At 59.3% G+C, this 22140-nt stretch carries 21 protein-coding genes and 1 pseudogene; 11 read left to right on the plus strand and 11 right to left on the minus strand.

The window, feature by feature from the left end; translation table 11 throughout:
- Positions 1-5: 5 nt before the first annotated feature.
- Positions 6-911: a helix-turn-helix domain-containing protein gene (locus ACVW16_RS26130; protein WP_456770616.1), complete on the minus strand. Its 906-nt coding sequence runs from the start codon at positions 909-911 to the stop codon at positions 6-8.
- 49 nt (positions 912-960) lie between these two features.
- Between ACVW16_RS26130 and pobA the strand changes: the two genes are divergently transcribed.
- Positions 961-2133: a 4-hydroxybenzoate 3-monooxygenase gene (pobA, locus tag ACVW16_RS26135; RefSeq protein ID WP_456770617.1), complete on the plus strand. Its 1173-nt coding sequence runs from the start codon at positions 961-963 to the stop codon at positions 2131-2133.
- 8 nt (positions 2134-2141) lie between these two features.
- Here pobA and ACVW16_RS26140 read toward each other — a convergent pair whose 3' ends face one another.
- Both ACVW16_RS26140 and ACVW16_RS26145 read right to left on the minus strand, forming a co-directional pair.
- Complete coding sequence (locus ACVW16_RS26140; protein ID WP_456802449.1) at positions 2142-4292, minus strand: CHASE2 domain-containing protein; 2151 nt, start codon at positions 4290-4292, stop codon at positions 2142-2144.
- A 216-nt stretch (positions 4293-4508) separates the two neighbouring features.
- The gene (locus ACVW16_RS26145; RefSeq protein WP_456802450.1) at positions 4509-4979 is read right to left on the minus strand and encodes a hypothetical protein; all 471 of its coding nucleotides are present in this window, start codon (positions 4977-4979) and stop codon (positions 4509-4511) included.
- Between the two features lie 152 nt (positions 4980-5131).
- Here ACVW16_RS26145 and ACVW16_RS26150 point away from each other — a divergent pair, with 152 nt between their 5' ends.
- Together ACVW16_RS26150 and ACVW16_RS26155 are read left to right on the plus strand one after the other, a co-directional pair.
- Positions 5132-5608 carry a hypothetical protein gene (locus ACVW16_RS26150; RefSeq protein WP_456802451.1) on the plus strand — a complete coding sequence of 159 codons (477 nt, stop codon included), beginning with the start codon at positions 5132-5134 and terminating at the stop codon, positions 5606-5608.
- 21 nt (positions 5609-5629) lie between these two features.
- Positions 5630-6076, plus strand: coding sequence for a hypothetical protein (locus tag ACVW16_RS26155; RefSeq protein WP_456701891.1), 447 nt, complete (start codon positions 5630-5632; stop codon positions 6074-6076).
- 122 nt (positions 6077-6198) lie between these two features.
- Here ACVW16_RS26155 and galE read toward each other — a convergent pair whose 3' ends face one another.
- Positions 6199-7185 carry a UDP-glucose 4-epimerase GalE gene (galE, locus tag ACVW16_RS26160; RefSeq protein WP_456701892.1) on the minus strand — a complete coding sequence of 329 codons (987 nt, stop codon included), beginning with the start codon at positions 7183-7185 and terminating at the stop codon, positions 6199-6201.
- A 742-nt stretch (positions 7186-7927) separates the two neighbouring features.
- Here galE and ACVW16_RS26165 point away from each other — a divergent pair.
- Positions 7928-8281, plus strand: coding sequence for a hypothetical protein (locus tag ACVW16_RS26165; RefSeq protein WP_456802638.1), 354 nt, complete (start codon positions 7928-7930; stop codon positions 8279-8281).
- A gap of 30 nt (positions 8282-8311) precedes the next feature.
- On the opposite strand, the pseudogene ACVW16_RS26170 reads toward ACVW16_RS26165, so the two are convergent.
- Positions 8312-8419: pseudogene (locus ACVW16_RS26170) on the minus strand (IS1595 family transposase); the annotation flags it as partial.
- A gap of 435 nt (positions 8420-8854) precedes the next feature.
- On the opposite strand from ACVW16_RS26170, the gene ACVW16_RS26175 reads away from it, so the two are divergent.
- Positions 8855-9139: a hypothetical protein gene (locus tag ACVW16_RS26175; protein WP_456802452.1), complete on the plus strand. Its 285-nt coding sequence runs from the start codon at positions 8855-8857 to the stop codon at positions 9137-9139.
- 439 nt (positions 9140-9578) lie between these two features.
- On the opposite strand, the gene ACVW16_RS26180 is transcribed toward ACVW16_RS26175, so the two are convergent.
- A complete protein-coding gene (locus tag ACVW16_RS26180) occupies positions 9579-9938 on the minus strand; it encodes a VanZ family protein (protein WP_456802626.1) in 360 nt (119 codons plus the stop codon).
- 1560 nt (positions 9939-11498) lie between these two features.
- Here ACVW16_RS26180 and ACVW16_RS26185 point away from each other — a divergent pair.
- The 3 genes from ACVW16_RS26185 (at position 11499) to ACVW16_RS26195 (ending at position 12735) form a co-directional block, all read left to right on the plus strand.
- Positions 11499-11687, plus strand: coding sequence for a hypothetical protein (locus ACVW16_RS26185; protein ID WP_456802453.1), 189 nt, complete (start codon positions 11499-11501; stop codon positions 11685-11687).
- Positions 11688-11984: 297 nt separating this feature from the next.
- Positions 11985-12263, plus strand: a complete 279-nt coding sequence (locus ACVW16_RS26190) for a hypothetical protein (protein ID WP_456802454.1) — start codon at positions 11985-11987, stop codon at positions 12261-12263.
- Between the two features lie 49 nt (positions 12264-12312).
- Positions 12313-12735, plus strand: a complete 423-nt coding sequence (locus tag ACVW16_RS26195; RefSeq protein WP_456802455.1) for a hypothetical protein — start codon at positions 12313-12315, stop codon at positions 12733-12735.
- A gap of 649 nt (positions 12736-13384) precedes the next feature.
- On the opposite strand, the gene ACVW16_RS26200 is transcribed toward ACVW16_RS26195, so the two are convergent.
- Together ACVW16_RS26200 and ACVW16_RS26205 are read right to left on the minus strand one after the other, a co-directional pair.
- Positions 13385-13963 carry a hypothetical protein gene (locus ACVW16_RS26200; protein ID WP_456802456.1) on the minus strand — a complete coding sequence of 193 codons (579 nt, stop codon included), beginning with the start codon at positions 13961-13963 and terminating at the stop codon, positions 13385-13387.
- Between the two features lie 123 nt (positions 13964-14086).
- Entirely contained in the window at positions 14087-14824 is a 738-nt protein-coding gene (locus tag ACVW16_RS26205; protein WP_456802627.1) for a metallophosphoesterase family protein, read from the minus strand.
- Between the two features lie 189 nt (positions 14825-15013).
- On the opposite strand from ACVW16_RS26205, the gene ACVW16_RS26210 reads away from it, so the two are divergent.
- Complete coding sequence (locus tag ACVW16_RS26210; RefSeq protein ID WP_456802457.1) at positions 15014-15622, plus strand: transglutaminase-like cysteine peptidase; 609 nt, start codon at positions 15014-15016, stop codon at positions 15620-15622.
- Between the two features lies 1 nt (position 15623).
- Here the strand turns inward: ACVW16_RS26210 and ACVW16_RS26215 are convergent, their stop codons facing one another.
- The 3 genes from ACVW16_RS26215 to ACVW16_RS26225 form a co-directional block, all read right to left on the minus strand.
- Positions 15624-16931 carry a hypothetical protein gene (locus tag ACVW16_RS26215; protein WP_456802458.1) on the minus strand — a complete coding sequence of 436 codons (1308 nt, stop codon included), beginning with the start codon at positions 16929-16931 and terminating at the stop codon, positions 15624-15626.
- A gap of 144 nt (positions 16932-17075) precedes the next feature.
- Positions 17076-17381: a hypothetical protein gene (locus ACVW16_RS26220; protein ID WP_456802459.1), complete on the minus strand. Its 306-nt coding sequence runs from the start codon at positions 17379-17381 to the stop codon at positions 17076-17078.
- A gap of 74 nt (positions 17382-17455) precedes the next feature.
- Positions 17456-18055 carry a hypothetical protein gene (locus ACVW16_RS26225; RefSeq protein ID WP_456802460.1) on the minus strand — a complete coding sequence of 200 codons (600 nt, stop codon included), beginning with the start codon at positions 18053-18055 and terminating at the stop codon, positions 17456-17458.
- Between the two features lie 251 nt (positions 18056-18306).
- Between ACVW16_RS26225 and ACVW16_RS26230 the strand changes: the two genes are divergently transcribed.
- Together ACVW16_RS26230 and ACVW16_RS26235 are read left to right on the plus strand one after the other, a co-directional pair.
- Positions 18307-19770: an undecaprenyl-phosphate glucose phosphotransferase gene (locus ACVW16_RS26230; RefSeq protein WP_456802461.1), complete on the plus strand. Its 1464-nt coding sequence runs from the start codon at positions 18307-18309 to the stop codon at positions 19768-19770.
- Between the two features lie 150 nt (positions 19771-19920).
- Positions 19921-21099 (plus strand): polysaccharide biosynthesis/export family protein, encoded by a 1179-nt coding sequence (locus tag ACVW16_RS26235; protein ID WP_456802462.1) that lies wholly within the window; start codon positions 19921-19923, stop codon positions 21097-21099.
- The last annotated feature ends 1041 nt before the right edge of the window (positions 21100-22140 follow it).

Here is a 22140-nt window from a genome sequence, read left to right on the forward strand (position 1 = left end):
GCGGATCAGCATTCAGCGCCGTGAAGCTGCGCCCGAAAAGCGCGTGGTGACAGCCCGGTCGCGGCGGCATAGACCCGGCTGAAATAGGCGGGATCCTCGAAGCCGAGCGCGTAGGCGATCGTCGAGACCGGCAGGTTGGTATAGACGAGATTGCGCCGCGCCTCGCGAACCAGCCGATTCAGGATCAGATGCGAGGCTGTGTCGCCGGTCGCCGCGCGCGTAATGCGGTTGAGATGGGTTGGCGTGATCGCCAGCGCGTCGGCGTAGTCCGCCACCGTCCAGCGCTCGAGATGATGTTGTTCGAGCAGGGCTTCGAAGCGACGGAACAGGTTCGATTCGGAGTTGCCGCTGCTGCCGCTGTCACGCGTGAGGGCACGTGCCACGAGGCCGATCATGGCCGCCGACAATGCGCGCAGCACATGCGCGCGGCCGAAATCGCGCGCGGCGTGTTCCGCAAAGATCTGCTTCATGACGGCGCGGATCTGCGGCGTGCCGCGCACCACGCCGGATCGCGACAACACGCTGCGCAGGCCTTCGGCGGCCAGCAGCGCTTCGTCGAGCATTTCCGCAGCGATGGTCAAGACCCAGCCCTCGGTGCCGGGCACGAAGCTGAAGCCGTGGACATGGCCGACCGGCACGTTGACGATCTGCATCGGCTTCAACGGCACCGCGCGCCCGTCGAGCGTTGCTTCCCCGCCGCCGCGCTCGATCAGCAGCACCTGATGCAGCCGGGCATGCCGGTGCACGGCAAGTGTCCAGTCGTGCAGCACCGAGCGCGACGCAATGGTCTCGCAATGGACGACGTCAGGCAGGTCGCCGGCTTCGCCGAACAGATTATAGACCCGGATGGCCGGGGCGGGGACTGCGGTTCTCATGTGCGAATAGTACAAGACAAAGGCCGATCCCTCCATCGGTCCGGGCCCGGTGATCTGCAAAAAATGCCGGATGGAGGACGGAAAAATGAAAGTTCAGGTCTGCATCATCGGCGGTGGGCCGTCCGGGCTGCTGCTGTCCCAGCTCCTGCACCTGAAGGGCATCGACACCGTCGTGCTGGAGAAATACAGCCGCGACCACGTCCTGGCCCGCATCCGCGCCGGCGTGCTCGAGCACGGGTTTGCCAGGTTGATGCGCGAGGCGCAATGCGGCGAGCGGATGGACCGCGAGGGTGAGATCCATAACGGATTCGAGATCGCTCATGACGGGGTCCTCTCCCATGTCGATCTGCACAAGCATTCCGGTGGCAATTCGGTACTGGTCTACGGCCAGACCGAGCTGACGCGTGATCTCTACGAGGCGCGGGATCGCCTCGGCGGCAAAGTCGTGCACGATGCCGAGGACGTGACACCGCATGAACTGACGTCGGACAGGCCGTACGTCACGTACCGGTCGAACAGCCAGACGATCCGCATCGATTGCGACTACATCGTCGGCGCCGACGGCTTTCACGGTGTCAGCCGCAAATCGATCCCGAAGGATGTGCTGCGCGAATACGAGAAGGTATATCCGTTCGGCTGGTTGGGAGTGCTGTCGCGTACCAAGCCGGTCTCGCCGGAGCTGATCTATGTGAAGCACGAACGCGGCTTTGCGCTGTGCTCGCTGCGCTCGCAGGTGCTGAGCCGGTATTACGTCCAGGTGCCGCTGACCGACAAGGTCGAGGGCTGGTCGGACGATGCGTTCTGGGCCGAGCTGAAGCGTCGTCTGCCTGATGACGTCGCCGCGCGGCTGGTCACCGGCCCCTCGGTCGAGAAGAGCATCGCGCCCCTGCGCAGCTTCGTCGCCGAGCCGATGAGCTATGGCCGCCTGTTCCTTGCCGGCGATGCCGCCCACATCGTGCCGCCGACCGGCGCACGCGGGCTGAACAGCGCCGGCTCCGACATCTATTATCTCTACCACGCCATGCTCGCGCATTATCAGGACGGCGACGATTCCGGGCTGAAGGGCTATTCCGCCAAGGCGCTGGCGCGGATCTGGAAGGCGCAGCGATTTTCGTGGTGGATGACGATGATGTTGCACCGTTTTCCCGATCGTTCCGAATACGAAGATCGGCTCCAGCAGACCGAGCTGGAATATCTGTTGTCGTCAGACACGGCGCAGCGGTTGCTTGCGGAGAATTATGTGGGACTGCCGTTCTAGGAGGCGCCCTACTTCCCTTCCAGCGCATTCACCGGCGTCCAGTCCGGCGGCGGTGGTTTCTCAGCCAATAGCCGGGCACGCCCGGCGAAATATCGGCTTGGCGGATCGTCGCAGGCGACGCTTTCGAACAGTTCGGCCGCTTTGGCAAAGTCGCGCGCGCGCCAGCATTCCAGTGCTCGGGCGTAAGTCGCCGCGCGGATGCCTTGGTTCGGTGTTGCCCGGTTCTTCTCTGCCAACGGCTCGTACACCCTGATCGGTTCGTCGCGCCCCTGCACCCTGACGATGTCGAGCTCGCGCCAAGTATAGGCGCTGCGGCTCTGGTTCATGGTCATCTCCGACGCCATGATCACCGTGCCAAAATATTTGTTGGCGCCTTCGAGCCGCGAGGCGAGGTTTACGGTATCGCTCATGACGGTGTAGTTGAAGCGCCGGCGCGAGCCGATATTGCCGACCACGGCTTCGCCGCTGTTCAGTCCGATGCGTTGGGCGAGGCCGCGGCCCCGGAACGCGGGATGGCTTTCGTTGAGCTCTTCCAGCCGATCGCGGCATCGAAGCGCGGCCGCGACCGCGTTCCGTGCGTGATCGGGATCGTCGGCGGGCGCGCCGAACATGGCGACGACGGAATCGCCGATATATTTGTCGACATAGCCGCCATGGCTTTCGATGATATCGGTCATGGCCGACAGATAATCGTTCATCAGTGCGACGAGCTCGCCGGGCGTCATCTTCTCGGCAATCGAGGAGAAGCCGCTGAGGTCGGAGAAGAACATGGTGATGTCACGCGTCTCTCCGCCGAGCACCGGCATCTTGCCGGACGCGACCATGCCGTCGATCACCTCCGGTGCGAGGTAGAACGCGAAGCTCTTGCGCAGGAAACGCTCTTCGCGGTCGGCGATCATGAACCGGTAACCGATCATCATGGCGAGCGCGGCGAGACTCGCCAGAACGGGTTCCGTCAGAGGCAGTGCAAGCGCATGGACGAACGTGCCGACGGCGACGGCGGTATAGAGGACGCAGAGCACGAACCAGGTCATCAGGGCGCCGCTCGGCGCCAGCATGCAGGCCGCGCAGGCAATGATTGCCGCGAAGATGATCGTCAGCACGGTGCGCAGTGGGAATCCTAACTCGCTGACGGCATCATGCTCGAGCAGATTTCGCACGACCGTGGCGTGGACGAACACGCCGGCGACCGCACTGTGGGCTCCCTGCGCGGAGCTCGCCGGCGCGGGCAGCGCGCATCGCGCCGTCGGCGCCCCGTCATATCCACCGGCCAGGTGCATCGAGGTCAGCTTGCGGTCCTCGAAATTGAGGATGCTGCCGAGTAGCACGATCTTGCCGTCGAAGGCATGGCGGAAGAAGTCGGCGTCTCCCTTTTCGACGCAGGCGCGCAGATCGGCGAAGGAATAGGCAGGGATGTCGCGGCCCATGCCGCGGAAGTTGGGGGCGAGCGTGTTGGGCACCGTGCTTGGAATCGCGTAGCCGGACAGTTCCGTTACGCCGGTCGGTCCGGTCTCAGGCTTGGCGCCGAGCGACCTTGCGGCAAGTTCGACGGCCATTGCGGGCACCGGCCGACCCTCGATGGAAAAGCTCAGTGGCATCCGCCGGATCACGTGGTCGGGGTCGGTATCGACGTTGAGCGCGCGGATGTTGCCGTTCACGGCCAGTTGCTGCGCGTGATCGGGCCTGTCCGGATGATCATTGCTGAGAATCTCGCCGAGCACGAGCTTGCCGCTGTCGGAGAGCCGCCTGAGCGCGATCAGATAGTCGCGGTCAAATCCCTTCACCCGGCTGCCGAACGATGCATCGCCGAAGGGAATTTCTGATTGCTCGATCGAGCTTGGAAAGATCACGTCGAACCCGATGACCTTGGCGCCACCCGCGGTGATGCTGTTGAGTACCCGGGCGATTTCACGGGTCCAGGTCTGGGTCGGTGATCCCTTGAAAGGCGGCGTCTCGTAGGTCGCTCCGTCAATGGCGACGACGACGACCGGCGATGTCGCGGGATCACGGTGATCGCCGATCAGGGTCCAGCGCAAGGCCGTGAGGATGTCGAGCGAAAGTCCTTGCAGTCTCTGGAACGGGGGGGACGCAAAAGCCGCGCCCGTGACGAGCGCGATCAGGATCGCCGCAACGATGTCCCGTCGTCCGATCCGCCGCATCGTTGTGCCGCGGGCCGTCTATTCGAGCCGCAGCAGACGTCCGACGATCGGCGTCGGCGATGCGGTGGCGCTGCCGTCGACCTGGAACGTGTAGCGTTTGGCGCCGAGCTTCGCGAGATAGCTGCCGCCAGCGGTCAGCGACTTGCCGGCTTTCGAAAGGTCGTAGAATTTTCTGGCGACCAGGATGTCACTCTTGAGCGGCAGGGTGATCGTGGGTTACTTGCCATCGGTGCGTTCGATCACCAGGGTGCTGCCAGCCTTGGCCTGAATCAGCGGCGCGACACCGTAGATCGTCGGCAACTTTGCCGGCGGGGCGTTGGCATCGGCTCGCAAGCTGCGGAACGTGGTCGCTGCGCTCTGGTTCGCCTCGCGCTCGGAGAGCTGGGCGGCGTTGGCGTCGCACGGCACCTTCGCGCGCTCGACCTTGCCGAGCTGCACGGTGCTCTGCTCAGTGCCGACCAGGACGACGCCTTCGGTGATGGTCTCGCGCAGACAGGATTTCAGGTAGCTGAGCGTGATGCCCGCCTTGGGGCCGAGCTTGATGATCTTGCCGGGCGCCACATAGTCCATGAATTCGACGCCGTCGACCTTGCCCTGCACATCCTCGACGATGGCGGCCGGGCTCTCCGCGATGGCGGGGGCCGTGAGGCAAAACACGCCGACGACGGCGCCGATCAGGCTTCTCATGTCTCTCTCTTCCAGTTCGAACGATATGCCACCGATCCAGATGCCCATAATCCACGCCCCAGCGCGAGCCTAGCGGGGATGGTCCAGACAAATGTGATGAAAGTCACCCTTGCTATTGGTGCCCCCCTGGCACGAACAGGTTCAAATCTCTGATGGCAGAAAATAGCGCCCTGGCAAAGGGTTACTCTCTAAGCATGTCAATCCGCCGCGGCGGATTCGGGGGCGCGATCCAGCTTCGGACCTTTCCCGTCACTCCCGATATGAAGGGTATCGAGCCGGCCTGGGATTTCTGCAATGACGCCGCAGTGTGCCCCGCGATCGCAACCACCTCATCCCAGCGTGACGAGGCGGTGCTCGACGATCTCTTCGTGCGCTGTACGATGGAGCGTGAGCGTCACGTCCAAGGCGAATTCTTGCAAGCCCTCGGGCTTCCGTCGAGCGCGACCGCACACAGGGTCGAAGCGCTCGAACCTGCAGACGACGGCATCGAATTGTTTCGAGTTTGCCGCCGGCCTCGCGCATGCCGCGCCGGTAATTTGACGAAATGGCTTTGCCGGGTGTTAACCGTGGCGGAATACGCGTCATATCAGTCATTGTCGCGCCCCAGAGTTGGTCGCAAATACGTTTGAATTTCGCGACGGATGTTTTGCATGCTCAGGGACGGCAAATACGCTGCCTGGTTCAGGACGCAGCGCGGCCAAGGCACAGGCCTTGTCGAATTGGTAGAAGGGCGGATCTCGGGGCGCGATAGTTTCTTCACGTATGGCGGCACCTATCAGGTCGATCAGCAGCGCTTCACGGCCGTGCTGACCGTGAAACGGCACGCAGAAGGTAATACGAGCGTATTTGGTCCTGATGAAGTCGAGGCCAGTCTTTCCGGCGAATGCAACGGCGCAGTGGCGACGTGCTGGGGGACGGCAAGGCAGGCACCTGACGTCAGGTTCGAGTGCACGCTGATCTACAGCCAGGATGACTCGGTAGCCGCTGACGCCAAATGCGCGGTCGTGAAGCTCAACGCCGACAAATTGCCGAAGGGGCCCGATGGTCGGTCGCGGCTTCGGCCGCCCTTCTCGTCCGGACCACTGGGATCGGTGTGATCAACAGCCAGATCGGCTACATGCCTTGGCGGCGCAAGTCGACCGGCGTCGAACGCCAGAAACGCGTCGTTCACCACCGACGTACAAGCCAGGCCTGCACTCCAACAAAAATGATGTCCGGCTTATCTCAGCGGATGCGCCGTCTGATGCCAGGCCCAGGCGGTGCGGATCACGGTCGGTAGGTCGGAATGGCGCGGCACGAAGTCCAGCACCTTTCGCGCAGCCGTGGGGTCGGCGACCAGATAGGTCGGATCGCCGGCGCGGCGCGGCTTCACGGTGTGCGGCACCTCGCGCCCGGTCTCCTGCTTGATCGCGGTGAGGATTTCGCGCACCGAAAAGCCCGAGCCCGTGCCCAGATTGAAGCTGCCGCCGACATGTCCTGATTCCAGCAGTTTCAGGGCAGCGACATGAGCCGCGGCGAGGTCGGTGACGTGGATATAGTCTCGGATCGCGGTGCCGTCGGGCGTGTCGTAGTCGTCGCCGAACACCGCGAACTCGGCGTGGCCCTGCAACGCCATCATGGCGCGCGGGATGAGGTGCGTCTCGTTGTCACGCAATTCGCCGATGCCGCCGGCCGGATCGGCGCCGCTGGCATTGAAATAGCGCAGGCAGAACGCACCGAAGCCGTAAGCCGCGCGATAATCGGCGAGCATGCGCTCGATCATCCATTTCGAAGCGCCGTAGGGGTTGATCGGTGCACAGGGGAAATCTTCGGACAGCGCCTTGGAATCGGCATTGCCATAAACGGCGCCGGTCGAGGAGAAGACGATGCGATGGCAGCCCGCGTTGCGCATCGCCCGGAGCAGCGACAACGTGCCCTGGACGTTGTTGATGTAGTATTTCTGCGGATCGGTCATGGACTCGCCGACGAGACTCGCCGCCGCGAAGTGCATCACCGCCGTGACCGAGTGGTCGGCGAAGGTGCGCGCCAGCGTCGCGCCATCGAGCAGATCGCCCGTCACCAGCTCTCCGGCGACGAAGCTGCGATGCCCTGTTGTCAGATTGTCATAAACGACGGGCCGATAGCCGGCAGCGGCAAGCGCGCGGCAGGCGTGCGAGCCAATATAGCCGGCGCCTCCCGTGACGAGGATAGTCGGTCGGTCTGTCATATTTCCTTACCCCAACGCAAAAGCAGCGATCATCCAGGCCAAACTTGCACAAGCAGCGCTATCGAGAGCCACTCTGGTTCCTTGCGCGCAAGCGCGCCGAGCGGCCGCGTGCGAGGGGTATTCCAGCAGGAATATGGCCTGGATAAGAGGCTGTCGCTGCAACACCAACGGATCGAAGCTCGAGCAGCCTCAACCGAATCCCCTCCGATATCAAGAAATCTGGGCGCGCCCCCGGCAAGCACACACTGAAGCATAGAGTGATCGTCTCCCCACGCAAGCGGGTTGATTGGCAGCCCACGACCCTAGGGGAAGTTCGGTGACTGCCTCCCGGGGCACCTATAAAGCTGGGGGAACTGGCGCGCCCGAAGTTTTGATTTGCCGCCTGTCGCATGAGCAGGTGACATTCCTCGCCAAACGGCTGTTCGCGGAAAGCGAACGCATGCTTTGCAAGGGGTTCACTTGGGAGGATTGTGGCTGCTCTGGCCGGCTTGTTAGCGTAACTGCCCGCGAGATTGGCCGTTCGCCGTGATGTTGGCGAAGGCTGGTTATTGCTTTGCGGCGGGTGAACTGGTTCGATGGAACCGACATTCGAACCCTGCTCGCGGGAAAGCGGGATGACGGCTATAATCTCGTTGGAGGATATTCCGAACCGGAGCAGCTTACAAATAGGCACCTTCACGGGTTATATTGCGGCGCCGAGGCAAGTATTGGACTGCGTTGATTTACCTGTTCGCATCGTGTGATGCCGATCAAAACAAACCGTCTCGACTTTACCGAGTGGTTGTTGGGAAATTCAGATGAGAGGCAAAGACAACTACAGCGACAAAGAAGTCCAAGAGCGTTTCGAGGCAGTGCTACGCGGCGCACTCAAGACGTCGCCGAAGCCGCTGATGGAAAAACCAAAATCACCAGCGGCGAAGCCGCCTCGCGCGCCAGCGGAGAAACCGGCACGCAATCCGCGATAGGTCTCGCTTGCTTCGCGGCTGAGGTTCGCGCGGATGATTGGAAGAATGTCGCCCGTGCGCGTGCCGTCGATATGGAAGCTACAGGCAGCGCCGCGCGTTCAACGAGCGTCAGCACTGCGTTCTTGTGGTGAGCGGCAGCGCGGGCTTTGTTGACGCCCAGCGCGCATAGCCTTGGGGATACGGTGAGCAAGGAACCATGCGGTTTTGTCGGTGACGCCAAGAGAATGGTGGAGCTGATGAGCGCTCCTGCCCTTCTTGCTCGATGCCATCCGGCAGAAGGCCTCAAGCTAGACGTTGAACTTGACGTGGCTCGACCCCCGTTACGTTCGTGATGGTGAAGTCCTTGTAAACGCGTTTTCGTGCGACTTGCCTGCGGAGATACGCGCTCGCCGCCCCAGCGGAGACCCTCATTACTTCCTGACGTCGCCGTGGTTCTGAAAGTGCGGCGCGTTGAACTGAGACATGTGGCTGGCGGTCCTGAAGTCCAGTCTGTACAGCTGGCTCAGAATTGGGCCTTGCCGTGAATTACCCGGCCTTTGGGAAGGGCCTGCCCAGCTCGCCCCTCGGAACGCGGGCGAAACGGCGTCTCAGATTTAGCTTCAATTGACCACCCTCAGCGAAAAGGTCGCGGGGGCGCGCTGCAGCAACTATCCCTTTAAGGCCGAAATCTAGGCTGGGTCCGATAACAAGGAATGGACAGGGGCATGCCTCAGATCTGGATGACTTACGACGAACTTGCGAGGCTTAGCGGCTGCACGGCTGCTGAAGCCAGAATACGGGCCATTCATCTGTCGCTTGACCGTCGCAAAAGTCGCGATGGGGCAACACGCATCAAACTCGATCTGGCGCTGACAGCCAAATTCTTCGCCTCGATCCGCGACGCCGATTCTGATCTCGATTGCGCCATCGAAGCGCTACAGAATACATACCAGCAAATGGCTGAACTCTTGGCGCCCATCCAATTTGATCCCGGGCATAGGGTGGCTTAATTGCCGCACAGCTGCTTGGGCCAGCCAAGCGGTTGGCTGCACCTAGTGTTTACTGCGAAAGATATCCTGCCTACCTTATTGTTGCCGACCAATCCCCATTTCGCGCTGGAGTTGGGGCGTGAGCCCCATTGCCCCTTCGGTTCGGCCTTGGCCCGTTCCGACGTTTTTCGTTGCGGGGGCGGGATTGGAAGGTGACGCGGGCGAAGTGCTAGTCGAGGTCGTCGAACTCGGCGTGGTGCCGGTATATCCGCCGCGAATGCCGTTGGGGTAGGTCCCCTGGGCATGAGTGGACAGACACGTGCTAAGGAGCGTGGTCCCAACCAACAGCGGCACAAAATGTTTCACTAGGTTTCCGATCCGATGACTCCACATCACTGTGAACCCAAAATTGCGATTTGCCAACCGCCTGCAACGCCTATTGGGCATCGGCATCTAAGGCCTAGGACGGAGGCCTCGGCAGGAAAGCCAGGATCGTCTGAGCCAGCAGCACCCCGACGGTACCCCCCGCTGCTTTTTGCAGCACGTCAAGCAATGATGGATCGCGATCGGGCGTTAGCCCTTGTAGGAGCTCTAAACCGACTGCGACCCCTATCACAAGTCCGCAGGCCAAGCCAAGGCGGCCGGGCAAAAGGAACGAGAGAAGGAAGCCTAAAAGCCCATATGCGCTGAAGCGCTCAATGAAGACAACCCAGTAGGGTTCGGCATGACCTACGAGCACAGGCCTTCCCGCCAGCCTTGTGAGGGTGGCGTAGACAATAAGCAAAAAGCAAATGCCTGCGGCGGAGGCCATGAAACGCATGCCGGGATGATACAACAACGGGAATGTAGGCATCCGAAAAAGCATACATATCGTTAAGCGGCGCCAGCCCGTCAAAGTGACGCGTCGCTCTGAAGGACTTCGCGTCTGCAAGATGTGCCTGCGAGCGCATGAATGCGTCAGCCCCCATGGCGGCCGCGGGACGCAAATTTCTGAATTGGAGCGACGTTACGCTGGTCTGCCCGCATCAGGAATTCCGAAGGCTTCGACGGTCGCGAAGGGCGAACGTATGGATCCCACTTAAGATATTTCGAGCGCCGCCTCCGCGAGATAGCAGAACGGGTGGCGTAACCTGCCGCGAACGAGGTCATCGAAATCAGAACCAAGAGCAGGAGACCCAGCATAAGAGGGAAACCTCGTGAACGACCGCACCATCAACCCATGCAGTATTGACACAGTTCCGCCTGGATAAGGCCGTTTCAGGGAATCCCTGTGACGTCGATCACTTTACCCTGAACAGAGTAGAGTTAGTTCCGCCGTGAGTTGCTAACTCCGGATTGAGAAAGCGGTTCACCCAAATCGACGCGGGTCGTGCCATTTCGGACTGGCGAGAGGAGGTATTCCCGCCGTGGCCGAGCTCGTTCAGATGGCGTCCTGTTAGTCCTTTCTGGCGTGCTTCGATTTGAGCGACAGGCCAAGACGCAAGGCCATGCGCTTGATTGCGCCGGGCGAGCGCCCGAGCTGCTTCGCTGCGTCTTCCAACGACGTCGAAGATTTCGCCAGCTCCATGAGCCGGCGGTCTTCTTTGAACGACCAAGGCTTCCGCGCCATAACCGAAATGATCCTTTTCCATCACGCAAGGACAAAGCCGCCAAGCGGACCCTGTCGCTCGCCGGCTTTGCTTGGGTGGGGCCTTTGGAGGAAGGCCGGTGCGGAGATGGATAGGCGATTGGTGAGGCTTCGCAACAAACAACGCGGGTTAAGCTAACCCCTCAACCTTACCGCGAGGAAATCGGTGCGCTGCGCTCCGTGTAATCACGGAGTTTCGTCAGCCGAGGCCGATCTGTGTGGCGGTCGCTGCGATCGAGGTCATTAGTCTGGATAAAATCCGCCGGACCCGCTGGTTCATTGCCGCATCGAACAACGCGCGCGGGCCGGCTCCATCTCACCAATGGAATGTCTGTAACGCGATGATGCATGACTCAGCGTGTCAGGCCGGTTCCGACCCCGGCAGGCATAGTCATCATGCCCATACTGTAGACGGCATGATCGTAATGACCTGCACGAAACATCCATTTCATCGCAATCGTCGCGCTGGCGTGGCGGTCCAGAGATCGCCGGTGTCAGGCCCCGCCGGCAACGAGATGTCGACCGCAGAAGAACAGGCGAACAACATCGCTCTTTCCTCCTAAAGCCTAATTCGTCGCGCCAGCCCGGCGGATAGAAATCGAGTCGTCGCCCGCGAAATTTTTGGCGTCGCAACGATCTTGATCGAGAATTGTTCCAGCGTGACGCATGCAGCAGCATCGCTGCGGTGAGCCGCTTCTGATGATCGCCTTTTCACGATGACGCGCGTCACGAGATCGTCGAATTCATTCGGCTATGATCGCGCAAACGAACAACGCGAATTCGCAGATGCTTCAAAAAGCCTGGGCCGCAGTGCCTTTCACCAAAATTCGAGAACGGGCGTTTGAAGGCGCTTTCTTCAGCGTGGCGTTGATCGCGATGGCAGGCTGGGTCTACTTCATAGCGCTGTTGCTGGTGAGATTGGTCCTATGGATTCTCGGTTGAGCGCACGCGAACGATCAAATCCTCAACCAGATTGTTGCCCCAAGATTTCTCGCGCCTGACAATGAAATCAGCAACATTCATCATCATGTCGATTTGTCTGCCGGGTTGGCGGTGGTTAGGTTGCGCGGGATTTTCGCAGGCCGTTGATTGCCGAAGTGAGGTGTGAGTTGGGTTTCGAGTCCATGACTTGGCTCGTCGGGTTGCTCATACCAGTTGCCCGGTGTACCGTTGTTCGTTTGGATTTGTGGCCCTAGCGCGTTAAGCGGTCCGTGGATCTCAGCAGAGAGGCAGCGTGCCATGACTGACCTCAAAAATAACGCTCCGCGTCGATATTTCGTTAATGCAGGTGGGCAGCGTGTTTTGATAGGACTGACGCCTGAGGAGACCGTCGAATTCGAGCGGTTGGATGGCCAGTCGGTCGCCAATCTCGAAGAGGTTGCATGCGCCAAAGGTGTCCTGTGGCGTGTTACTGGTGAGCTGCGTTGGCAAGAGCTGTACGCCAAGCACGAAGGCGCCTGGAAAACATGGATAGACCAAAACCGCGGTGAGAGGCCCGCAGGCTTTAGCCTTTATTAACCATCCCGGATCCAATTTCTGTCTGGCGCTTCAATCGGAAAATGCACGTATGTTCCAGCTGTTCCTGCGGGCCCGTACCAACACTTTCCTGAGAGACCGTTTCAGGGGCGATTCGAGGTTCCGTGCCCGTTCACCCGAGCGCGACGCCAAAACGGATCAGTCCCGGATCGAAGCCATCATGATCGCAATTGAAGATGCCCTGCGCGCGGCCGAGCGGGAGCAATCGGGCCTGAACCGGCGGGTCGACGATGTTCTGGCACGTGCGGCCGTAACGCTCGGCAATGGCTCTGACGAATATCTGGAGCGCGAGGCCCTAGATAATCATCATCAGGACCTCCTTGATCGGGAAATCCAAAATGGCCAGCGCCGCCTGAAGGAGCTGGGTTCTTCCATTGCTCACTACAAATCCATGAAAGCGGCTGTGTTGTGCCGGTTTCCCGATTACAGGCCTGAGCCGGGGCAAAGTCACTGAGCTGGGTTATAGGAAGCAGCCTAGCATTCGTCGCTCCACTGCATCAGGCAGTGTCGCAGTAAAATGTAACTGCCGAATGTAACGGTCGTGCATACCACAAACGCGCACGACAGCACTTGGACCGCATACATCAAAATCACCTCGTTCGAAGAACGAGATTACGCGATTACATTTAAGTGGCCCCTAACGGCGGTTGGTAAGTCAGCGACCGGATTAGCGCGCTAGGACCGGTTCCGGATCCAAAGGGTTCACATAATGCACATACGTTCGCACCGACCCGTAATAGTAACTGGGCTCGTCCCTCGTACGGGGATCGAACGTATAGGGATAGGCCTGTTGAAGCGACTTGTGCCGAACCTGGACTACGGTCGGACATCCGCAGCGTGGACCGCAATAGGGATTTGGACCCCGGTCTATATAAGGGACACGCGTTGCATGCTTTACCACCGGGATCGCGTAGTCAGCAGCATATGACGGGGTCACCAAGGCGGATAAGCACCAGATGAGCGCAACTAATCCGAAAATTGATCGCATAGTAGGGTCCCCCAACTGGATTGGATCTTAGACGTTCCGCGAGCAACGGGCAACATCCCCAAAACCCAGCTGGCGCGTGACCCGCCTTGGAGACAGCCGCATGGTCCTGCCGGACTCAACTAGCGCTTAACCTCCTGAGACGTGCGGGATCGATGGTTCGGATTGCCCCCTCCAAGAAAGTCTTACCCCGGCCTGAGGCTTGACGGTAGGCGGACACTAGGGCCGGCGTCTGATCAGGCTGTCGCGTCAACATGAGACGGACATCACCCTGAGCCAGGTCCCTTAGATCAGGGCTTGCAAGGGCTTCAAATTGGGTAACGGCGGCAAGTCTTAGAGGCATCAATCGCGCGTCGTTCGGCGCAGTGAGGTAGCTCATTTTTAATGACTCGGTTGCTGCAGGTCCGTCAGGATCCTGCCCGGCCTCCAGCACAGCCAAAGCTAGCCACAATTCGGCATCATAGGGTGCCAAGCCAAGAGCGTGCTTGAGATGCGAACGGGCAAGTTCGCTGTTTGCTCGACTCCCGTGATCGACTCCAGCCTGCTGGATCGCCTTTAACGCCAGAACCAGCGCCTGGCTGCCTTCAAGATCGGAGCGCAACGGTGAAATCGTTCCGATCCAATCGACTGGTGCGTTCGAGCTGAGATTGGCCTTCGTTGGATCCATTGGAAAATCCGGCCGATTCAAGCCCGTCATTTCCGCGGCTCCTGATGCGATCCCGAGGCAGCCGAGCGCTGCCGCAAAAGCTAACATTAGTAGGCGAACTCTGGTTGTTGAATTCATCAGATCTCCAAAGAGAAACGGCATGCCATGTGTCAACTACAATGCGAGCATACTGTCGTCCTGAAGCGTCAAGAGCGTTAGATTGCCCGTCGCGTATGCACCGGTATCTATGTTTACCCGGTTGCATCTTATGTCTGGCTGCTGGACCGGGGTGTGGCCATGGACGATGTATTTTCCGAAGTTCATATTGCTTTCGAGAAATTCTTCACGGATCCAGAGCATGTCCTGCTCTTGTTGTTTTGCCAAGGCGATGCCAGGCTTGACGCCCGCATGCACGAAAAAGAAATCGCCGCATACGAAGCGCGCGCGCAGGCTGCTCAAAAAATACAGCTGACGGGACGGAATTGCCCGCGATAATTGCTGAATCAGTTCGTGTTGTTCAGCCTGATCAGGATTGAGAGAGGGTCTAAGTCCATACGACCTCAAGGTTTGGAGGCCGCCATATTGTTTCCAGTTCTGGAGCTGCGAGGGCGCGTTCAGTGCATCCAAAAGGAAGGCCTCGTGATTGCCCTTCAAGAAGACCGATTCATGCTTCATGCCCCGTTCCATTAGCAGTTCTATGGTTCGATTCGAGTCAGGCCCTCGATCGATGTAATCTCCAAGGAAAACGTGGATTGCGCGCCTCGAACCTATCGTGGTGAGATCGCGGTCGATTACCGTGAACATCTGTTGAAGAAGATCGGCGCATCCATGAATGTCGCTTATTGCATAGATGCGCATGCCCTCCGGCAGAATCGGCTTTCGCGTCTTGTTCCTCGATCTCGACAATCTCATCATCTGCCGAACTTGGCGGCCTTTTCGGTCTTCCGGCGTCAATCGCCTAAATAGGTGAGTTCAGCGCTCATGGTAAATGGGATCGCAAATTTCTGCATCGCTTTTGGGTCAATTTAGCAGGCAAAATGCCGCAGAATTTCAAACTCTTGAGGGTAGCTTCCTAGCCAATAAGCACGCCGGGAGCAACCAATGCGTAAAATCACAACTTTGGCCCTGGGAGTCATCGCCGCCGGTCTCATTTGGTTCGAGCCGGTCCATGCGGGACTCCTGGGAATGCCGATGGGGCTTCAATCCGCAATCCAGCGCATTAAGCTCGAGAGCCCCACCCTTCCGCCAATGGCATATACGCAATTTTGCCTGCGGTATCGGGGCGAGTGCCGCACACGGCCCATGTTTCGGGGCGGCCCGGTTCGGCTGACCGAGGATCGATGGGGGGATCTGAAGCAAGTCAATCAGATGGTTAACAGGCAGATCGCCCCGGAGACAAATGAGCTCGGCTTGGCCGGCGAGCAATGGGTGATCAATCCTGCGCACGGCGATTGCAATGACTATGCGGTCAGCAAGCGGCATGAATTGCTGGCGCGCGGCTGGCCGGCGCGAGTCCTACTATTGAGCGAGGTTGTCGTCAATTCCGGCGAGCATCACCTTATTCTCGTTGTCCGCACCACGAGTGGAGATTTGGTGCTCGATAATATGACTTCGCAGATCAAGCCGTGGTCACGCGTCCCGTATCGTTGGGTACGCATGCAGATGCCCAACTCAAAGCTTTGGACGACGATCGTAAGCAGCAGGGCCTAGCTTAGATTGAGCTGGTTCGTCCTGTGCTTTGCGCAAGGCCCAGGCCGATCACCGCGGCAAGCATGATCTGGGCCGTTGGGTTCAACAGGCTTCCGTCGACAAAGCTATCGCAAAGGGCGACAACCACGACAGCGGCCGTTGCGGACGCGAAAAACGAGTCTCGTCCGCGTCCGACTGAGCCACGCAAGGTGAACAAGAAAAGCTGAAGCGTAAACGCTGCAAGAACCGGGATGGTCACGCGTCCCCATTCGATAAAGACCAAAGCTGCCGTCGAAGGGGCGCCAAGCGCGCTACCAACACCATAGTCTTGATAAATCCGCCCGAGCCGCGCGAACGTGCCGACGCCGCTTCCAGTCCAGGAGCTGTCGGACATGGCGCGCCGCGCCGTGTCGATAGATGTTTGGTCGTCGGATGTAACAAAGCCCAGGAGATCAACGAGAGGAGTGGATCGTGCAAGGGATAGAGTTGCCACGGCCGCCATTGCGATCAGGACTGCTGCCAAGATTGCCGATGGCCAGGGCCGGAATCCGAGGCCGCGGGCGATTGCAACGAAAAGCATGATCGCAAACCCAAGTCCGGTCAGCCCAAGTAGCACTCCTTGTCCCAGCGTGGCAAAGGAAGCAAGGGCAAGAGCAATTCCCGTGATGCTGAGGACTATGCGCAACAGCAGCGGAGTGCTCAAAGCGAGGACGGAGCCGGAGCGGCGCGAATGTCGCTCCATTGCCATGGCAATCGTCGCACCGTTTCCAAGTGCCGCAATGACGGCAACCAGAGCAAAGGAATGGTTAGTTGACCTGCCGATGTCCGGCAGGACGGTCGCGAGGAACCCGATTTGACCAGCCAAGCTCTCTAGCACAATGAAAGTCGCCGCCCCAGTCAGTGTAAGTAAAAGAACTTCAGCCCTGTTTCGATCTCTGGCGAGCAGGATCGTCGAGATGATCAATGATAAGACAGCCAAGTACCACGTCATGCTGCGCAAGGTACTTCCCGGATCAATGCTGATTCGGTTGCCCAAAGAAGGCTCATTTAGCGCGACCGCTGCGGTGGGCCAGATTGGGCTCGTAAGCGGTTCAATTGGAATCGGAACAATCTGAATGATCATCCAGACGACGGGGAAGAGCGCTGCCCAACCGAATCTACGAAATGTCATGGCGGCAATGATGTCCGCCGGGTTCGCCGCAGTGGCGACGGATGCCAGCATGATCGCGGCTAGCAAATACAGGGCATATTGGGCGAAGACATAACCAATGAATGGTGCGACTGGAGTCGTGACTAACAGCGCGATCAGAAGGGAAAAGGCGATCGACAATTGAAGACTTCAAGATGATGAGGGAAGCGAGTCGGCGACGATCCGCAGATTGATTCACTATCGCATGCGTCGTCAGCGCCGCCAAATGCCTTTTTACCCAAGTCGCTTGCATCTACAGACGCAAAATCTCCAGGTCGTTTACCCTCAGGAGTGGTCCGATGTTCGCCTATAGAGCGCGGCTACGGATGCCTTGCGTGAAAAAGTTTGCTTCCCCGAATAATGGGCCAGCAATGTGGTCTGTGCTAACAGACCGAAGGCATAGCCGGTTTGCGGCGCGAATCCCATCAGAAACCCTTTGCCGCACGCGACAGCCAGTCCTGCACCAGCCGATAGCTGGGTCAGGCACGTGACAACGCCCGCAATCAGGCTGAAAGGCACCAGAATCCACACGCGAAAACGCCAAGCCAGCACCGCGCCAGCGAGAAATAGAAATATGGCAACCGGGGTCATTGTGTGTCTCCGGCGCCACCTTTCCACCTACTTTCCTAAGGAACCGTCAACTCGTTCCAGAGCAAGTCAGCCCCTCACCATGCAGGACAGTTCGCGGTTAGCAATCGGTAAGCGGTAGCAAGTCCTCCGATCGGGACCGTTCCACGGATGGAGTTGGGCTTGCTATCAATTTGGACAGAGAGTTCATCAGTCTGTTGCCAATCACCGGTCGCAAGCTCTGCCGCATTGCCGGGGAATAACAGAGCTTCGCCTGCCTGCACGACGGTTGCATCAAACTCGGCAACTCGGCCGCTTCCGAAAGTCAGGGTGACCCTCGGCCGATCGCCGCGTGGGATACGCTCCAAGGTTATCAGAAGGACTTCAATGCCTCGTCGGCCACATTGGAGGCTGAGGCCGGCAAGGCTCATGTCTGATCTCTTTGTATCAGCAACGTGCATAACGGAGACCGCGTCCGGTCCACCTGAGGGGTTCTTGGTCTTGACCAACTGCCATCCACCACTGAGTGGCATGATGTTGCTGGCGCTGCCCACCTGTTTAGAGACTTCGCTGTCGCATTCTTTCTGACGAGCGGCTCCCACCCCGCTGACGCATCCTCCGGAGTTGGTCTGCTCTGATCGGGCGTTGGGCATCGAAACCAGCGCGATGAGGGCGAGGAGGCAATGAAGGCTCTTCATCGAAACTCGGACCGAAGTTGCAAACCGTGACTTGACTCCCTGCCTACCTTCTTGGCACTAGCAGATCCATTGTTCAAATATGAATTAAAGTACCCTATTATTTTATTGCAATGCAATATCACTGATGATCTGCTGGTGAACGCCAGGTTCAACTAAGCGTTGGCGTTGTCAAGGAGGCGATTTTGTTCCCTCAGAGCTCAATCTCGACCGGCTCCACGGACGGTCACCGGACGCCGGACGAGCCGGGGTCATTGGAGGAGCCAATCGACAATGCTCGGTTGGTCGAAGATCTGCAGGACCGCCGCTTTGGCCTTAAAATCCCTTACTCCGCTCTTACGCATCTCGTTGCGTCGTCTGACGCTGCCGTGATCCTGTTTGCGAGCGTGGTTGGGACCGGACTCTACCAAACTCTTGCCAATGGCGGCCTTGATCACCTTGAGCCAGTGCTCGGAGTTGGACCCGTCGCCGCATTGCTCTACGTGCTGATTGGCTACGCGACCGGGTTGTATGATCTTCGTGCTGCGCTTGCGAAAAAGCGAAGAGATTCGGGCCGAATCTTCGCGCAATGGACCCTTGTCATCCTTTTGTTTACATCGTTGGCCTTCCTGATGAAAAGCGGTGCAGTGTATTCTCGCGGCTCCGTCATCTGCTTCAGTTTGCTTGCACCCTTTCTGCTCGTGGGTTGCCGGCGATTTGCCAAACGCATCGTGGCCGGGGCGGTTGCTGACGGGCAGGTGAAGGGCAAGCGTGCCATCTTACTGGGCACCGGTGAGGAATTAGCTGCGCTTGGTCTCGAAGAGTTGCTGGGAAAATTTGGCTTTACGGAAGTCGAGCGCATGGCGTTCCCGGCGCAACAAGGAGGCGGCTTTGCGATGAGCGCGGGCGAGTCTGCCACGCTGCAGCACGCGATCGCGATCGCACGCATTCGGGGGGCCGAAGCGATCGTTTTGGCATTTCCTTGGAGCGATACCCGCAAAGTCGAACTCGTCCGCGATGGGCTGAGGATTTCGCCGCTTCCCGTTCGATTGCTGCCAGACCGGCGAATCCGTTCGCTGGCTGGAAATCCCTCGTTCAGATTACAGGATTCACTGTCGGTAGAAATTCAGAGGGGGCCGCTGTCGCGGGCGGAGCAGGCATCCAAGCGCTTGCTCGACATCGTCGGAGCCTTGGTGGGGTTGGTCGTGTTCGCCCCCTTGATGATTCTGAGCGCGCTCGTCGTCAAGTTGGATTCACCTGGGCCGATATTCTTTCGACAAAAGCGCAACGGCTTCAACGCCAAGGAATTTTCGATCTTCAAGTTCAGAACCATGACTGTCATGGAGGATGGTGCTACGGTCGTCCAGGCCAAGCGGTTAGACCCGCGGGTCACCAGGTTTGGACGGCTCCTCCGTCGAAGCAGCATCGACGAGGTTCCTCAACTTATCAACGTTCTCATGGGGGACATGTCGCTGGTGGGGCCTAGGCCGCATGCGCTAGCGCACGATAGCCACTATGGCAGATTGCTGTCGGATTATGCGTTCCGGCACCATGTCAAACCGGGCATTACCGGCTGGGCTCAAGTCAACGGCTATCGAGGCGAGACCGCCCTCGTGGAGCAAATGAAGGGCAGAGTCGATTGCGACCTCTGGTATATCAATAACTGGAGCCTCGCGCTTGACCTTAAGGTCCTCTTGCTGACCTGTTTGGAACTTACCAACCGCCGGAATGCGTATTAAGCCTGTCCGCCAGGACGGCCTTACGCCTGTAACCGCGATGCAACAACTTCGGGCTATCGTCGTCGCGGCAGGTTTTTCAGCTGCCTGTTCATTGACTCACCTGGGGAATTCACTGAGTTTGGGGCTGATAAATTGGGGACTCGCGTAGTGTTGAAACGGGGCTTCGTCCTGGTGAGTGTGCTTTCGGCTGTCCTGCTCAGTTCGGTGGGGTGTTCGATTATGCCGATGTCGGGGCCTGAGGACCACGTCATCAAGAGCGAGCAGACGGTCAATGGCCCGGAATACGGGCTGGTGAAGCTCACCCCTACGGTCGTCGATATCGTCAGGGAATATGGTCCTGGAGCAATTGCTGGGTCCTTCCCAGACAATCGGCCGCCGCCGTCCATCAAGTTCGGCATAGGCGACGTCGTGGCAGTATCTATCTTCGAAGCGGCCGCAGGCGGTCTGTTCATTCCTGCCGAGGCTGGCGTTCGCCCGGGTAACTTCGTTTCCCTGCCAAACCAAAATGTCGATTCGGCCGGATTCATCACGGTTCCGTATGCGGGTGCGATCAAGGCGAATGGTCGTACGCCAAGCGAAATTCAGCAGGACATCGTCAAGGCAATCGGGAATCGGGCCATCGAACCCCAGGTGGTGGTATCGCTGATCACACAAAATACGTCGCTGATCAGTGTCCTGGGTGAGGTCAATTCGCCGACGCGTCTTACCGCAAACGCAGCCGGCGAGCGCATCTTGGACGTCATCTCCCGGGCCGGCGGCCCGAAGGGGCAGGGCTGGGAAACCTGGGTGACGCTTGAGCGTCACGGAAAGCGTGCAACGGTTCCATTCGGTGCTCTCGTTTACACACCAATGAATAACGTTTGGGTCCATCCGGGCGATACGATCTACGTGTATCGTGAGCCGCAGGTCTTCCTGGCGTTTGGCGCATCGGGGTCGCAGGGCCAGTTCCCATTCGATATGTGGAAAATCAATATGGCACAGGCCATGGCCAAGGCCGGAGGCTTGCTTGACGCCCAGGCCGAGCCCAGCGGGGTCTACGTCTACCGGCGCGAGCCGCGAGAACTCGCCGAGCGGTTGGGCGTGGATTGCTCGAAATTCGTCGGCCCCACCGTGCCGGTGGTGTACAATGCGGATTTTCGTGATCCAGCCGCCTATTTCCTCGCCACCAAGTTTGACATGCGCGACAAGGACGTGCTGTTCGCGGCGAACGCAGCCACAGTGGACACGGCCAAATTCCTGCAGTTCGTTCGCGTCGTGATCGCAACCGCCAACGACACGATCGTTACCGCGAACAACGCGCAGATCCTCAAGATCACTTCAAGGCAATAGTGAACGCCTCGCCTCGGACCATGTACGTGGCGATTTTGGCTGGCATTGATTTGCTATCGCAATCATCGCCGGAGCGGTAGCGGCACCTCAGCTGGCATATCGTTGTCCGGGTTTGAGTGCCCTCCATACCATTCTATGCGCACCAAGCTTGCGCCTCCGCGCAATCCCGGCTGTTCTCGCGCTCCTCGGCAGGAACCAGCAGAAATCAATGGCTGTTGTCTTTTTTCTGAGAGGAAAGAAGCCATGAACCGAACGGCCATCGTTGTTACCGCTGCTTGTATTGCCCTCTCCTCATCTTCGCTTGCGCAAGGTGGTGGAGGAGGCGGCGGAGCTGGGGGTGGGGGCGCCGCAGCCGCCGCCGGAGCGTCCAGCGGAACATCAGCGGGAGCTGCCAACTCGTCGTCCAGCAATTCTGGGCTGACATCATCCTTCAACGGTTCTGGCGCCCCATCACAGACCTTCTCCACTCCGAACCAGAGTACGAACTACTTCAATCCGGGCGCGCCAGCAGCAAACTCCACCGTACCGAACAACAACCGAAGTGGCGTTGCCTATCCGGCGGGGTCGACGATGGGTGCACCCATGCAGACCCATCCGCCTGGGCCTGAGACGACGAGCAATGTCTCAAGCGCGCCAGCCGGATCGCCAGCGGCGCAACAAGCGAAGAAAAACGCGGGCGTGGAGCATACCGCGAACGGACTTCCGGTTGGCGCTCCAGGCTCTGGCCCTGGCTAGCCGGAGCAGCCCATTGGCGGCCGATGAAGACATCGCCCGCTCACTGGAATGGCGTCTCGGTTGGTTCTTTCGGCGGGGACAGTGTGCAGGGTCGCCGATCGATATCGCTCTTGCAGCTAACTAACAAAAGGTAAGAGTGATGAGGCCGGCCACCGCCACCGGCGGCTATCATTCAGAACCTCATGCTCGCTTTGCTGGTAATTGTCCGCTTTGATTCTCTTCAGTCAGCATCTGCGCTGCCAGGCCCCAGTTCAGAGAGGATTTCGTGAGCTGGAAGAGGTCCACTGAGGGGACGCGGCCATGTGC

Source organism: Bradyrhizobium sp. USDA 4474 (assembly GCF_054057515.1).

What these genes read in the sequence shown, in the direction of transcription:
- ACVW16_RS26155 (WP_456701891.1), top strand. Translation starts at nt 5,630, where the DNA reads ATGCTCAGGGACGGCAAATACGCTGCCTGGTTCAGGACGCAGCGCGGC.
- ACVW16_RS26220 (WP_456802459.1), bottom strand. Translation starts at nt 17,381, where the DNA reads ATGACCCCGGTTGCCATATTTCTATTTCTCGCTGGCGCGGTGCTGGCT.
- ACVW16_RS26130 (WP_456770616.1), bottom strand. Translation starts at nt 911, where the DNA reads ATGGAGGGATCGGCCTTTGTCTTGTACTATTCGCACATGAGAACCGCA.
- pobA (WP_456770617.1), top strand. Translation starts at nt 961, where the DNA reads ATGAAAGTTCAGGTCTGCATCATCGGCGGTGGGCCGTCCGGGCTGCTG.
- ACVW16_RS26145 (WP_456802450.1), bottom strand. Translation starts at nt 4,979, where the DNA reads ATGAGAAGCCTGATCGGCGCCGTCGTCGGCGTGTTTTGCCTCACGGCC.
- ACVW16_RS26185 (WP_456802453.1), top strand. Translation starts at nt 11,499, where the DNA reads ATGATCGCGCAAACGAACAACGCGAATTCGCAGATGCTTCAAAAAGCC.
- ACVW16_RS26180 (WP_456802626.1), bottom strand. Translation starts at nt 9,938, where the DNA reads ATGCGTTTCATGGCCTCCGCCGCAGGCATTTGCTTTTTGCTTATTGTC.
- ACVW16_RS26150 (WP_456802451.1), top strand. Translation starts at nt 5,132, where the DNA reads ATGGCAGAAAATAGCGCCCTGGCAAAGGGTTACTCTCTAAGCATGTCA.
- ACVW16_RS26200 (WP_456802456.1), bottom strand. Translation starts at nt 13,963, where the DNA reads ATGACGGGCTTGAATCGGCCGGATTTTCCAATGGATCCAACGAAGGCC.
- ACVW16_RS26175 (WP_456802452.1), top strand. Translation starts at nt 8,855, where the DNA reads ATGCCTCAGATCTGGATGACTTACGACGAACTTGCGAGGCTTAGCGGC.
- ACVW16_RS26195 (WP_456802455.1), top strand. Translation starts at nt 12,313, where the DNA reads ATGTTCCAGCTGTTCCTGCGGGCCCGTACCAACACTTTCCTGAGAGAC.
- ACVW16_RS26210 (WP_456802457.1), top strand. Translation starts at nt 15,014, where the DNA reads ATGCGTAAAATCACAACTTTGGCCCTGGGAGTCATCGCCGCCGGTCTC.
- ACVW16_RS26225 (WP_456802460.1), bottom strand. Translation starts at nt 18,055, where the DNA reads ATGAAGAGCCTTCATTGCCTCCTCGCCCTCATCGCGCTGGTTTCGATG.
- ACVW16_RS26190 (WP_456802454.1), top strand. Translation starts at nt 11,985, where the DNA reads ATGACTGACCTCAAAAATAACGCTCCGCGTCGATATTTCGTTAATGCA.
- ACVW16_RS26140 (WP_456802449.1), bottom strand. Translation starts at nt 4,292, where the DNA reads ATGCGGCGGATCGGACGACGGGACATCGTTGCGGCGATCCTGATCGCG.
- ACVW16_RS26165 (WP_456802638.1), top strand. Translation starts at nt 7,928, where the DNA reads ATGCCGATCAAAACAAACCGTCTCGACTTTACCGAGTGGTTGTTGGGA.
- ACVW16_RS26205 (WP_456802627.1), bottom strand. Translation starts at nt 14,824, where the DNA reads ATGAGATTGTCGAGATCGAGGAACAAGACGCGAAAGCCGATTCTGCCG.
- galE (WP_456701892.1), bottom strand. Translation starts at nt 7,185, where the DNA reads ATGACAGACCGACCGACTATCCTCGTCACGGGAGGCGCCGGCTATATT.